The 12,236-nt window shown below is 55.7% G+C and carries 12 protein-coding genes; 8 read left to right on the top strand and 4 right to left on the bottom strand.

The genetic code is table 11. The annotated features are described in order from the left end of the window. Nucleotides 1–5: 5 nt before the first annotated feature. From RBH33_RS15270 to RBH33_RS15235, 8 genes are all read left to right on the top strand, one after another. Entirely contained in the window at nucleotides 6–2,297 is a 2,292-nt protein-coding gene (locus tag RBH33_RS15270; protein WP_306733083.1) for a chemotaxis protein CheA, read from the top strand. A 33-nt stretch (nucleotides 2,298–2,330) separates the two neighbouring features. Further along, complete coding sequence (locus RBH33_RS15265) at nucleotides 2,331–3,395, top strand: protein-glutamate methylesterase/protein-glutamine glutaminase (RefSeq protein WP_306733082.1); 1,065 nt, start codon at nucleotides 2,331–2,333, stop codon at nucleotides 3,393–3,395. Continuing rightward, nucleotides 3,396–4,136, top strand: coding sequence for a flagellar motor protein (locus RBH33_RS15260; protein WP_306733081.1), 741 nt, complete (start codon nucleotides 3,396–3,398; stop codon nucleotides 4,134–4,136). A gap of 8 nt (nucleotides 4,137–4,144) precedes the next feature. Continuing rightward, a complete protein-coding gene (gene motD / locus RBH33_RS15255; RefSeq protein WP_306733080.1) occupies nucleotides 4,145–5,068 on the top strand; it encodes a flagellar motor protein MotD in 924 nt (307 codons plus the stop codon). A 93-nt stretch (nucleotides 5,069–5,161) separates the two neighbouring features. Further along, entirely contained in the window at nucleotides 5,162–5,965 is an 804-nt protein-coding gene (locus RBH33_RS15250; RefSeq protein WP_306733079.1) for a ParA family protein, read from the top strand. After that, nucleotides 5,962–6,789, top strand: coding sequence for a chemotaxis protein CheW (locus RBH33_RS15245; protein WP_306733078.1), 828 nt, complete (start codon nucleotides 5,962–5,964; stop codon nucleotides 6,787–6,789). The genes RBH33_RS15250 and RBH33_RS15245 overlap by 4 nt, the downstream gene beginning before the upstream one ends. 262 nt (nucleotides 6,790–7,051) lie before the next feature. Then, nucleotides 7,052–7,540, top strand: a complete 489-nt coding sequence (locus RBH33_RS15240) for a chemotaxis protein CheW (protein WP_306733077.1) — start codon at nucleotides 7,052–7,054, stop codon at nucleotides 7,538–7,540. Between the two features lie 13 nt (nucleotides 7,541–7,553). Continuing rightward, complete coding sequence (locus RBH33_RS15235) at nucleotides 7,554–7,937, top strand: DUF2802 domain-containing protein (protein WP_306733076.1); 384 nt, start codon at nucleotides 7,554–7,556, stop codon at nucleotides 7,935–7,937. Nucleotides 7,938–7,989: 52 nt separating this feature from the next. Here RBH33_RS15235 and RBH33_RS15230 read toward each other — a convergent pair whose 3' ends face one another. The 4 genes from RBH33_RS15230 to RBH33_RS15215 all read right to left on the bottom strand — a co-directional run bounded on the left by RBH33_RS15230 (nucleotide 7,990) and on the right by RBH33_RS15215 (nucleotide 12,088). Continuing rightward, nucleotides 7,990–8,736 carry a YciK family oxidoreductase gene (locus tag RBH33_RS15230; protein ID WP_306733075.1) on the bottom strand — a complete coding sequence of 249 codons (747 nt, stop codon included), beginning with the start codon at nucleotides 8,734–8,736 and terminating at the stop codon, nucleotides 7,990–7,992. 52 nt (nucleotides 8,737–8,788) lie between these two features. Next, a complete protein-coding gene (locus RBH33_RS15225) occupies nucleotides 8,789–9,502 on the bottom strand; it encodes an HAD family hydrolase (RefSeq protein ID WP_306733074.1) in 714 nt (237 codons plus the stop codon). A gap of 10 nt (nucleotides 9,503–9,512) precedes the next feature. Next, nucleotides 9,513–10,214, bottom strand: a complete 702-nt coding sequence (gene ubiG / locus RBH33_RS15220; RefSeq protein ID WP_306733073.1) for a bifunctional 2-polyprenyl-6-hydroxyphenol methylase/3-demethylubiquinol 3-O-methyltransferase UbiG — start codon at nucleotides 10,212–10,214, stop codon at nucleotides 9,513–9,515. 551 nt (nucleotides 10,215–10,765) lie between these two features. Then, nucleotides 10,766–12,088 carry a TRZ/ATZ family hydrolase gene (locus RBH33_RS15215; RefSeq protein WP_306733072.1) on the bottom strand — a complete coding sequence of 441 codons (1,323 nt, stop codon included), beginning with the start codon at nucleotides 12,086–12,088 and terminating at the stop codon, nucleotides 10,766–10,768. Nucleotides 12,089–12,236 lie beyond the last annotated feature (148 nt).

The raw sequence follows: 12,236 nt of genomic DNA, 5'->3' as shown, positions 1-12,236 counted from the left end.
GTTGAATGGGTTTCGGTGAAGACGAAGAGATTCTTCAGGACTTCCTGGTAGAGGCGGGCGAGATCCTTGAATCCCTGTCCGAACAGCTCGTGGATCTTGAACAAAGACCCGACGATACCGATCTGTTGAATGCCATTTTTCGCGGCTTTCACACCGTGAAAGGGGGCGCTGGCTTTTTGCAGCTTAACGCCATGGTTGAGTGCTGCCATGTTACCGAAAACCTGTTTGATATTCTTCGCACAGGTCAGCGCACCGTAACGCCCGAATTGATGGATGTGGTGCTTCAGGCGCTGGACACCATCAATGGCCAGTTTTCACAAATTTCCAGCGGCAAAGAGCTGGTTCCCGCCACCCCAGAGCTGATATCCGCCCTTGAGCGCTTGGTGTCAGGCCAGGATCTGGTTGCTGCCGAGGATGAGCCGGCATCTGAGCCGCAAAGTTCTGGTGCGGTAGACGCTGAGCGCGATCCGGCTTCTGCATCGTCGGCCGGTGCCGGCGAGGATATTACGGACGAAGAGTTCGAGCGCTTGCTGGATGCCATAAGCGATGCTCCCGCTCAAGCTCCTACCGATCAAAAAACAACCGAAAAGAGTGCGGACACCATCGCCGAAGATGAGTTTGAAGCACTTCTGGATGAGTTGCACGGGCAGGGCAAAGGGCCTGGCAGCGGTAAAGCGGCCGCCCCTCAATCCTCTGGTGACGAAATCGCCGATGACGAATTCGAAGCGTTGCTCGACGAATTGCATGGCAAGGGCAAAGGCCCGAGTGCAAAGTCCGACTCGGACCAATCAACTAGCAAAGCGGACCAAGAGCCAGCCAAGAGTACAACGAAAAATCCTGGTCAAGATGAAGCGCAGGACACCATTTCTGAAGACGAATTTGAAGCACTGCTGGATGAGCTGCACGGTCGGGGCAAAGGGCCGGCTGCACAGGGTTCCGCGGCTGGAAAATCCGAACAGTCTGCACAGGAGCCAGCGGTAGAGAAACCCAAGTCTCCAGCACCTGCCGCTAAGCCAGCAACGCCTGCACCTAAACCGGATGCTGGCCAAGCAAAACCCGTCGCGGCGGCGGAAGCGCCCAAAGGTGAGCCAGCGGGTGCCGCCGCGGTGGAAACCACCGTGCGGGTCGACACCCAGCGTCTGGACGACATCATGAACATGGTGGGCGAGTTGGTGCTGGTGCGTAACCGCATGGTACGACTGGGTAACCATATTCAAGATGAAGCTCTGGCAAAAACCGTGGGCAATCTGGATGTCGTTACGGCCGATTTGCAATCCGCGGTGATGAAAACCCGCATGCAGCCCATTAAGAAGGTGTTCGGCCGCTTCCCCAGAGTAGTGCGGGACCTGGCGCGTAATCTGAAAAAAGACGTGGCGCTGGAAATGGTCGGTGAGGAAACTGACCTGGACAAAAACTTGGTAGAAGCTTTGGCCGACCCTTTGGTCCACTTAGTGCGTAACTCTGTGGATCACGGCATTGAAATGCCCGACGTGCGCGAAGCCAATGGCAAGCCACGGCAAGGCAAGGTGATTCTTTCGGCTGAACAGGAAGGGGATCATATACTGCTGTCCATCACCGACGATGGCGCCGGCATGGACCCCGTTAAGTTGCGTGCTCTCGCGGTAGAGAAAGGGCTTATGGATATTGAGACGGCTGATCGCTTGTCCGATACCGAAGCATTCAATTTGATCTTTGCCCCGGGGTTTTCCACCAAGAAAGAAATTTCTGATGTGTCCGGTCGCGGTGTGGGCATGGATGTGGTGAAAACCAAAATCTCTCAGCTCAATGGCTCGGTCGAGATTGAATCGACCCTTGGGGTAGGCACCCGGCTCAATATCAAAGTGCCTCTAACACTGGCGATCATGCCAACCCTGATGGTCATGTTAGCTGATCAGGCATTTGCTTTGCCTCTGGTCAGTGTGCAGGAAATTTTCCATATGGATTTGACCAAATCCCATGTGGTGGATGGTCAGGAATGCGTTTCAGTAAGAGATCACGCCATTCCCATTTTTTATCTAAAGGATTGGCTGATCAAAGGCGATGCCCGCGCCCATCGTACCAGCGAAGCCCACGTGGTCATCGTCGCCGTGGGGAGTCAACTGGTGGGCTTTGTGGTGGACCAATTGGTGGGGCAGGAAGAAGTAGTCATTAAACCCTTGGGGAAAATGCTTCAGGGCACGCCGGGCATGGCCGGCGCAACCATTACCGGAGATGGCACCATCGCTCTGATTCTGGATGTTCCCGGGCTGCTCAAACGCTATGCGCACAAAGCGGGCAATTCCTGGCGCCGCCCTTAACAGCGCGTCGCTCTTGCAGTGGAGTTTTAACCTATGCCCCTAAGGGTATTAGTGGTCGACGATTCCAATTTCTTTCAACAACGGTTGAAGGAAATCATTAACCGGCACCCTGATCTCCAGGTGGTCGGTATTGCGGGCAATGGGCGCGAGGCGGTGGACAAAACCCTGAGCCTCAAACCCGATATCATCACTATGGATTTTGAGATGCCGGTGATGGATGGCGTAACCGCCGTGCGTTTGATTATGGCGCAGTGCCCGACCCCCATTCTCATGTTTTCCTCTCTGACCTACGAAGGCGCTCGAGTCACCTTGGACGCACTGGCCGCCGGCGCGCTGGACTTTATGCCCAAAAACTTTGGCGAAGTCTCCCAGCGTGCGCAGAGTCTAAGTGACAAGCTGCATGAGCGCCTGTTAACACTCGGAAAAAGTGGCCGCACACCCATACCTAAGGTCTCCCCCCAGCCGGAGCGCCCAGCGGTGCCGGTACAACCGCGCCCGATATCAGCACCCAAAGCCCGTTCTTCCAGAGCCAGACCTGAGCTGGTGATTATCGGTGCATCCACTGGTGGCCCGGTGGCTCTGACCGATGTACTGGTTCGCCTTCCCAGAGTTTTTGCGGCGCCCATCTTACTGGTTCAGCACATGCCGGAAAATTTCACCAAAGCGTTTGCCGATCGGCTCGACAAACAATGTCAGATCCGTGTTCGTGAAGCGGTGGATGGTGACCGGCTGGAGCCAGGCCTGGCCCTGTTGGCCCCCGGCGGCAAACAAATGCTGGTTGAGCGCCATGGTGACGGCGCTACGGTTAAAATCATGCAGGATGATCGGGTGACCTATAAACCCTCCCTGGACATTACTTTTGGCTCGGCTGCCAAGCAGTTCGGTGCTGGTGTTTTGGGTGTGGTCTTAACCGGAATGGGTTCAGACGGTCGAGAAGGGGCACGCATGCTGAAAGCGGTGGGCTCGGAAATCTGGGCTCAGGATGAAGCCAGCAGTGTGATTTACGGCATGCCCATGGCGGTGGCCCAGGCCGGGCTGACGGATCGGATACTCAGCCTCACGGATATGGGCCCGAGCATAGCTCGCGAGGTGTTGTAGATGGATATTCTCAGTATTCTCGGCGTTATCATCGGTTTTGCGGTTCTGCTTGGGGGCAACTTCATCGAGGGTGGCGCCATCTCCACACTCATCAACGGCCCCGCGGCTTTGATCGTTTTTGGCGGCACCCTGGGTGCGGCCATGTTGCAAACGCCCATGGTGCATTTAAAGCGAGCGATAAAAATCTTTCGCTGGATATTCAAGCCACCGCAAAACGCCTTTCGCGGCGGCATCGACAAAATTGTGCGTTGGTCGGTGACGGCGCGTAAGGAAGGGCTGCTAGGGCTGGAGGAAATTGCCGAACGCGAAACCGACCCCTTCGCCCGTAAAGGTTTGCAATTGATGGTTGATGGCAGCGAACCGGAAGTGATTCGCCGTGTCATGGAAAATGAACTGGTACTGGACGAGCAGCGGGATCAGGACGCGGTTCGGTTCTATGAAAGCATGGGTGGCTATTCGCCCACCATCGGTATCATCGGTGCGGTCATGGGTTTGATCCATGTGATGCGCAACTTGGCCGACCCGGAGCAGCTGGGGCCGGGTATCGCACTGGCGTTTGTGGCGACGATTTACGGCGTAGCCTTGGCCAATTTGTTTCTCCTGCCCATCGCCAATAAACTGAAAATGTGCATCAACGAACGCTCCCAACATCGGGAATTGATGATTGAGGGAATTATTGCCATTGCCGACGGTGAAAACCCCCGGGCCATCGAAATGAAACTCACCGGCTACCTTCAATAGGCTTTGCCATGCCGCGCCGTAAACCCGTTGAACTGCATGTTAATCACGAGCGCTGGCTGGTTTCCTACGCCGACTTCATCACCCTATTGTTTGCGTTTTTTGTGGTGATGTATTCAGTCTCCCAAGTGAGTGAGAACAAGCATCGGCAACTTTCCGAAACTTTGATGGAGGCGTTTAGCCCCCGCTCGATGCAACCTATCCAGGTGGGTGAAGTTAGCCGCGCACCAGCCACCAGTGTTATTGAGTTGCCGCTTGATCATGTGGCGGGGGAGGGCGATCAACTGGGCGACGGCTTCGATGGTCTGGAGCAACTGTCGGAGATTTTTTCCGAAGAGTTTGGTTCGCTCATTGATGACCGGCTGATACAAGTTCACAGCAACGAATTCTGGTTGCAGATTGAAGTTCAGGACAGCATTTTGTTTGGATCCGCCAGCGCCGAACCAAGTGTGGAGGCACAGCAGATTTTTTCCCAAATTGCCGCCATCTTGAAGGACCGGGATAACCCCATACAAGTGGAAGGGCACACTGACAATGTGCCGATCAGCAGTGCGCGTTTTCCCAGTAACTGGGAGTTGTCTGCAGCTCGCGCGGCGGCGATGGTTAAACTGCTGGAGCGCGACGGCGTAGCCGCTGAACGACTGTCTGCGGTGGGTTATGGTGAGCATCAGCCGGCGGCCAGCAACGATACCCCTATAGGCCGAGCACAGAACCGGCGTGTTGCATTGATGATTGCCCGCGCGAAAATCGAGCGACCCAGCGCCAGCGTGGAGTCCCGCTTAGCGCCCGCCGAGGCGGAGCGCAGGCCTTCAATACAGGAGTTGCCCACTGAAGCGCCAGACGGCAGCGAAGCACTGATTGAGGCCATCGAGTTGGAGGACGGGGATTTACTATTTTCCAGCGATCCGGATTTGCCAAGGGATCGTTCGCGATAGGCACAGAAATTGCTCAAGCTCTACAGGCGTTCTTGATAACGCGGTCACAAGACAGATTCCTGCCGTTTCTGAGCAGGACAAAAGGTAGCTATTTTGCGAGTTTGGACGGTAGCCAATCAAAAAGGTGGTGTAGGCAAGACCACTACCACCGTTGCCCTGGGCGGTTTAGCCGCCGAGCAGGGCAAGCGCGTCCTGCTCTTGGACCTAGATCCGCACGGGTCCCTCACCAGCTATTTCCGTCAAGATCCCGACACCTTGGAATTAAGCGTATTTACACTGTTTCAGGAGCGTAAGAGCCTGACTCAGGAAAGCGTGCGGCGATTGATACACTCCTCAGGTACAGACAACCTGGACGTACTGCCGGCGTCCACCGCACTGGCTACATTGGAAAGACAATCGATGGGACAGGAGGGGATGGGGCTGGTCCTCACCCGCGCGCTAGCGCAGATTTATGACGATTACGATTTGGTTATTATGGATACGCCGCCTCTGCTCGGCGTCTTGATGGTTAATGCGTTGGCGGCGGCGCAGCGCCTTGTTATGCCGGTGCAAACTGAGTTTCTGGCGCTCAAGGGGCTGGAGCGGATGGTGCATACGCTCACCATGATGAGCAAGTCACGCCGCCAGCCTCTGGAATACACCATCTTACCGGTGATGTTTGACCGCCGCACTCAGGCCTCGGTGAGCAGTTTGCTCACCATTCGCAACACTTACCCCAAGCACGTGTGGCCAGGCATGATCCCTATAGACACTAAATTCCGGGATGCCAGTAAAGCTGGTCAGGCACCGCATGTTTACGAGCCAGAGAGTCGTGGCGTAGAAGCCTATCGCTCCCTCTACCGCTGGCTGTGTCAGCGTGAGCCCCAGCGCGGCGCACCGGATAAGGTGGCACCATGAAACAGCCGTCGCCGGATCAGGTTTTACAGAATTATTTCGACGCGCTTCTGGACACCGATGAAGCCGCGTCACCCACACGCTATGCGGACCCGTTGGAAGAACAGCGCGAACGACTGCAAAAACTATTGTACAGCGCCGCTATTAGCGCTCAGGAACTGGAGCGAGCAGAGAGTGTGATCGAACCCGTGCACACACTGGTTTCTGATCCTGAACCGACGCCTCTCCCTGAAGCCATCCAAGAGCCACTGGCTTCTACGCAAGTGCCGTCGACCTTAGCGCCTGACATTGAAGAAGCCATTGTCGAGCCTGTCAGCGCCGAGGCGTTTAGTTACCAGGCCAAGGATTTGGAGTGGTTGCCCAACGGCCGCCCAGCTTGGGCTCAGAGCCGTTTTGATGTGTTGCTGTTCGATGTCTCTGGGCTAACGTTGGCGGTACCTCTGATTTCTCTGGGTCAGATCCAGCCCATTACCGATGCGCTTACGCCACTGTTCGGCCAGGTGGATTGGTTTATGGGCATTCAGCCAACACCCGCGGGAAAGATTCGCACCGTTAACACGGCCAAATTCGTCATGCCCGAGCGCTATGACGAAGCGTTTTTGGACAGCGCCAAATACGTGATTTCTATCGATGGTGTACCTTGGGGTCTGGCTGTGGACTCCGTACGTCAGCCGGTCACTCTGGAACCGAGTGATGTCAAATGGCGTGGCGAGCGAAGCAAACGGCCGTGGCTGGCTGGTATGGTGAAAGAACGGATGTGCGCATTGCTGGATGTGCCGCGCATCGGCCAAATTTTGATGGAAGCCGAGCGCAGGCAGCGCGCCTGACGGTTTCGGCTCAAAAGCCCCAGCTTGGCACAATAGCTGCTACAAAGGACAACATAAGTACGTGAATTGACTATAGTTAACAGGTGTCCGGAACCTTTGCTCTCTAGCCGGCGGCTATAACCCATTGATTTAGCAGGCTTATCGCCTGCGAGTAAGATTCGACGTTTGTACCAGCTATAGTTTCAATAAAGAGAAAACCAAGGAAAAGCGTAATTTTTTTGACGCCTGTTGAATTTGCACACGAGATTTTGAGGAAAGCGGTATGACCAGCACTGACAAAAAGGGTAAAAACGACCCGGACGATCAGATATTGCAATGGGTAACGTTTCGTCTAGAAGGCGAAACCTATGGCATTAATGTGATGCAGGTGCAGGAAGTGCTCCGTTACTCGGAAATCGCACCGGTGCCGGGAGCGCCCGATTACGTGTTGGGCATCATCAACCTGCGCGGCAATGTGGTTACCGTGGTGGATACCCGGCAGCGCTTTGGTTTATCTCAGGGTGAGATTACCGATAACACCCGTGTGGTGATTATCGAAACCGATAATCACGTGATTGGTATGTTGGTGGACAGCGTTTCGGAAGTGGTATACCTGAAGCAGTCCGAGATCGAAACCGCGCCCAATGTGGGCAACGAGGAGAGCGCCAAGTTTATCCAGGGCGTTTGCTACAAGAACGATGAACTGTTGATATTGATTGAGCTCAGCAAATTGCTGACCGATGAAGAGTGGGCAGAGCTCGAAGAAATTTGAGCGAGGGCGGACCATGAGTGGATCAGAGCTGGCTTTGTGGATCGGTGCTTCGTCAGGGGCAGTGGCGCTGTTGGTGAGTCTGTGGGCACTCTGGTCCAGTCGTCAGCACATTATAGCCTTGCGCCAACAATGCGCGCGTCTGGAGCGCGAGCTGGCGAGCACTGGTAGTGCGTCGATTGGTATGGGGCAGCGACTCATCGCGTTGGAAAAGCGTTTGATCAAAGCTGAGCCGGCAGCCGCTCAGTTCTCCTCCGACACCAATACGGATTATCCCTATTCACAAGCCAGTACCCTGCTTGAGCAGGGGCTGGATCTTGACGAAGTAGCGCGCCGCTGCGGTTTGTCCCGAGCGGAAGTATCACTGCTAGGAGCCATGGCCATGGCTGAGCACCGCTGAGACAAAAAAACAGTTACAACCCCAGCCATAAGCTTCTGGGGTGTCTGTGCCTTCAGGCCTGAAACTGCTGGCCGCTAATACCCACCGAATCATCCCCCAACAAATACAAATACAGTGGCATATGCGCTTCGGGCGTCGGCACGGTTGTTGGGTCTTCCGCCGGGTAGGCGGTGGCTCGCATACGCGTGCGAGTTGCGCCGGGATTAATGCTGTTGGCGCGGATGGACGAAGCTTCGTCCAGCTCGTCCGCCAGGGTTTGCATAAAGTTTTCCTGGCCTGCCTTGGATGCCGCATAAGCACCCCAAAAGGCGCGACCTTGGTAGGCAACACCAGAGCTGGTAAATACAATACTGGCGTTATCAGCCCGCTCCATTAACGGTAACAGGGCTTGGGTGAGCAGGAAGGGCGCGTTGAGGTTCACCTGCATTACGCGCATCCAGGCATCCGGAGAATAGTTTTCCACCGGCGTGCGCTCACCCAGCTCGCCAGCGTTGTGCACCAAGCCGTGCAAAACGCCAAAAGTTTCTTCCAATACGTTGCGCAGGTCCTGGTATTCTTTGTGCGCAGCGCCTTCCAGGTTGAAAGGGTAAATCGCCGGTTGTGGTCCGCCGAGGGTTTCAATTTCGTCGTAAACCTGTTCCAGTTTTGACTGGGTGCGCCCCAGCAAAACCACGGTGGCGCCATGGGCCGCAAAAGTTTTGGCGGCCACTTTACCAATGCCGTCCCCGGCACCAGTAACCAAAATGATTTTGTCCTTAAGCAAGTCGGGGGCAGGGCGGTAATCCTTGGGTAGTTTCATAACTCTTCTCGTGCAATTCGTGTCTTTCGATACAGTGTTTAATAACGAATATTTACTGGTTGATCAGAAGCTGTTCGATAATTGAGCGCAGCTCTGCCACGCTGTCGGCTCGATAGTCCGCCTCCCAGGTATTGATGTCGTCTTCGGGCTCGATGTAACCATAGCCGGCGGCAATGGTAATGGAGCCAGCTTGTCGCCCGCAGTCGATATCCCGCTTGTGGTCGCCCACATAGATTATCTCTTCAGGCAAACAACCGACATGCTTCGCGGCCAATAGAAGCGATTCCGGGTGGGGCTTGCGTTGCTCCACGTGGTCCGGACAAATTACGGTCACCGGTTCGGGTTGCAGGTTCAGTGCAGCCATCAAAGGTTCTGTATACGCAAAAGGCTTATTGGTTGCCAGTCCCCAATAAATACCGCGCTGATCCAAGTCATGCAAAAGTTCCATCATGCCGGGAAACGGCTGCGTGTACACCGCTAGATGGTTGCTGTAAATATCCAGTAGTCGCTGGCGAAGCTCGGGAAAATCCGAGTGCTTTTCGTCGATACCAAACGCCAAACTGATCAGCCCGCGGGCACCGTTGGATACGGTGGTGCGAATGGTTTCCGGGGCTAGAGTAGGCTGGTCGCGTTCAGTCAAAAGCTGATTGACGACGACGACAAAGTCCGGGGCAGTATCGAGCAGTGTTCCGTCCAAATCAAAAATGACGGCGCGGATTTTTTGGTCGGGCACGCGGGGTGACTCCTGAGCTAAGTTGTTCAACATATATAAAACTCTACGTGGATTTTTTAGCGTGCACCAGATAGTTGACGCTGACGTCGGTGGCGTCCAATTTGTAGTGTTTGGTTAACGGGTTGTAGGTCATACCGGTAATATCTTGCAGCTCCAAACCCGCCGCGCGCATCCATGCGCCCAGCTCGGCCGGGCGAATAAATTTGTCGTAATCGTGAGTGCCTTTGGGGAGTAAGTTAAGAACATACTCAGCGCCGAGTATGGCGAACACATAGGCTTTGGGGTTGCGGTTGATGGTGGAGAAATACACATCGCCGCCGGGCCGGACCAGCTGAGCGCAGGCGCGCACTACCGACTCCGGATCGGGAACGTGTTCGAGCATTTCCAGGCAGGTGACGATGTCGTATTGTCCGGCCGCTTTGGAGGCCATTTCTTCGACGGTGATCTGCTGGTAGTCCACGTCCAGCTGACTTTCCTTGGCGTGCAATCGCGCCACGGCTAAGGGGGCGCCGCCCATATCAATGCCGGTGGCTTTGGCGCCTCTGTGCGCCATAGCCTCGGTCAGTATGCCGCCGCCGCAGCCCACGTCCAACAGGCGGCTTTCCGCCACAGGAGAGCGTCGATCAATGTAGTTGGCTCGCAGTGGGTTAATATCGTGCAGCGGTTTAAACTCGCTGTTTTTATCCCACCAGCGACTGGCCAGTGCTTCAAATTTTTCAATTTCCGCCGCGTCGACGTTGGCCATAAAAAAGCTCCAGTTATTCAGTTCGCACGGTAGTCATACTACCAGAGACTCGAAAGCGCAGGTGCGGGAGATGCACTTTCGTAAGGTAGATCCCAGGCGCTTCGCAGGAGGCTTTTCGAAAACGCCGTGAACCCATTCATGGGGGCTCTCCCACCGGAACGCCGGCCGCAAGATCCCTCTTGTGAGAGTTTCGAAAAGCCTCCTACGAATCACCTTAGCAACCCCACCTAAGGCATTCTTACTGCCCAGCAATTCCTGCTATACCAGCGGTGGATCGAGATGACGGAAAAGAGCTCAGTATTTTGGGCTAACAGGGCCGTGCAGGGTGAGTGTTCAGCAAGCCTCAAAAGAGGGACCTTTTGAGGCAGTCCCCACGGATGGGTTCACGACGTTTGCTGAACACTCACCCTGTGCGGCCCCCGGGGTTGCTTACGAAGTCGCTAATTCAATTTATTCCGGATCGCAGTACGCTTTCGTGGGGCTGGCGAGTACTCGGGTTCGTCCTAGCTACCGAAGTATCAAGCCGCAGGCCGTCCTTTCCATCCACCTAACTAACGTCCGATCTGCTTACGCCACCAGCGGGCTTTGCCGATCAATTCCCGTTCGTTCAAGGTTTGCAGCTGCCGGCTGAGCATCAAGGCCTTACCGCCGACCCACACGTGGCTGATTCTGTGACCGCAATTGGTGTAGACCAGTTGCGAAACCGGATTGTAAAGCGGCTGCATGTCCAGGGCGCTCAAGTCTACGGCGGTGATGTCTGCCGCTTTGCCCACTTCCAGGCTGCCAGTGGTTTCCTCCAGGCCCAACGCCTTGGCGCCGTCCAGGGTTGCCATGCGTAGTGCCCGGTGGGCATTCAGGGCGTCGGCCTGGCCTGAGACTGCCTTGGCGAGCAGGGCAGCGCTTTGCATTTCACTGAACATATCCAGGTCATTGTTGCTGGCGGCACCATCGGTGCCCAAGGCCACATTGATGCCCGCGTCTATCAATTTCTGTACAGGGCAAAAACCGCTGGCCAGCTTGAGGTTGGACTGGGGGCAGTGAATCACGTGGGCGCCCGTCTGCTCCAGAAGGGCGAGGTCTGTGTCGTTCACCTGCGTCATATGCACACACTGGGTGAGCGGCGACATCAGGCCCAGTTCCAGCAAGCGCACGCTGGGGCGTTTACCGTATTGTTGCTCCGAATCGGCGATTTCCTGGGCGGTTTCGTGCAGGTGGATATGCACAGGGGCATCCAACTCTTGGCTCAAAACAGCAATTTTTTCCAGCGGCTCGTCCGAGACTGTGTAGGGAGCATGGGGGCCAAAGCCGATGCGCACCAACGGGCTGGCGCGGAAGTCATCGTGCAATGCCAAGCCTTTGTGCAGGTAATCTTCCGGTCCGCTGCCCCAGGCCGTGGGGAAGTCCAGAATGGGGAAATTGATCTGGGCGCGCATGTGCGCTTGCTGTGCTGCTTGGGCTGCCTGTTCAGGGAAAAAGTACATGTCGGAAAAACAGGTAGTGCCACTCCTAATCATTTCCGCCATGGCCAGCTCGGTGCCGTCGCGCACCATCTGATCGCTGACCCACTGGCCCTCAGCGGGCCAGATGTGGTCATTGAGCCACTGCATAAGAGGAATATCGTCGGCGTAGCCCCGCAGCAGGCTCATGCCCGCGTGGCCGTGGGCGTTCACCAAGCCGGGGATCAGCACGTGATTGCCCAGGTTCAGGGTTTGCGCAGGCGCGTAGCGCTTTTCCGCTTCTTCCTGAGGCAGCAAGGCGAGGATGACGCCTTTATCAATGGCCAGGGCGCAATCTTCGAAGATTTTGTTTTCCGGGATTACCGGTACGATCCAGCGTGCTTTGATGAGGAGGTTGATGGTTTCCGGTGCTGACATGGACATTCCTGGGGCCTAAAAGCTGACTGGGTACACAGACCCGCCAGTATAACCCAAAGCGGGCCCTCGGGCAGGGGGAGCAGGAAAGCCGCCAATAGTCCCTGTAGGGGCGTTTTTATGGTAATATCACGCGCTTTGTGCAGGTGGC

Origin of the sequence: Marinimicrobium hydrolyticum, from assembly GCF_030848505.1 — a bacterium.
GTDB lineage: Bacteria > Pseudomonadota > Gammaproteobacteria > Pseudomonadales > Cellvibrionaceae > JAVDDU01.
Note: the sequence above shows the minus strand (reverse complement) of the source record. Positions and strands in the feature narration are given on the sequence as shown.

What these genes read in the sequence shown, in the direction of transcription:
- RBH33_RS15230 (WP_306733075.1), bottom strand. Translation starts at nt 8,736, where the DNA reads ATGAAACTACCCAAGGATTACCGCCCTGCCCCCGACTTGCTTAAGGAC.
- RBH33_RS15260 (WP_306733081.1), top strand. Translation starts at nt 3,396, where the DNA reads ATGGATATTCTCAGTATTCTCGGCGTTATCATCGGTTTTGCGGTTCTG.
- RBH33_RS15215 (WP_306733072.1), bottom strand. Translation starts at nt 12,088, where the DNA reads ATGTCAGCACCGGAAACCATCAACCTCCTCATCAAAGCACGCTGGATC.
- RBH33_RS15240 (WP_306733077.1), top strand. Translation starts at nt 7,052, where the DNA reads ATGACCAGCACTGACAAAAAGGGTAAAAACGACCCGGACGATCAGATA.
- ubiG (WP_306733073.1), bottom strand. Translation starts at nt 10,214, where the DNA reads ATGGCCAACGTCGACGCGGCGGAAATTGAAAAATTTGAAGCACTGGCC.
- RBH33_RS15235 (WP_306733076.1), top strand. Translation starts at nt 7,554, where the DNA reads ATGAGTGGATCAGAGCTGGCTTTGTGGATCGGTGCTTCGTCAGGGGCA.
- motD (WP_306733080.1), top strand. Translation starts at nt 4,145, where the DNA reads ATGCCGCGCCGTAAACCCGTTGAACTGCATGTTAATCACGAGCGCTGG.
- RBH33_RS15225 (WP_306733074.1), bottom strand. Translation starts at nt 9,502, where the DNA reads ATGTTGAACAACTTAGCTCAGGAGTCACCCCGCGTGCCCGACCAAAAA.
- RBH33_RS15265 (WP_306733082.1), top strand. Translation starts at nt 2,331, where the DNA reads ATGCCCCTAAGGGTATTAGTGGTCGACGATTCCAATTTCTTTCAACAA.
- RBH33_RS15270 (WP_306733083.1), top strand. Translation starts at nt 6, where the DNA reads ATGGGTTTCGGTGAAGACGAAGAGATTCTTCAGGACTTCCTGGTAGAG.
- RBH33_RS15245 (WP_306733078.1), top strand. Translation starts at nt 5,962, where the DNA reads ATGAAACAGCCGTCGCCGGATCAGGTTTTACAGAATTATTTCGACGCG.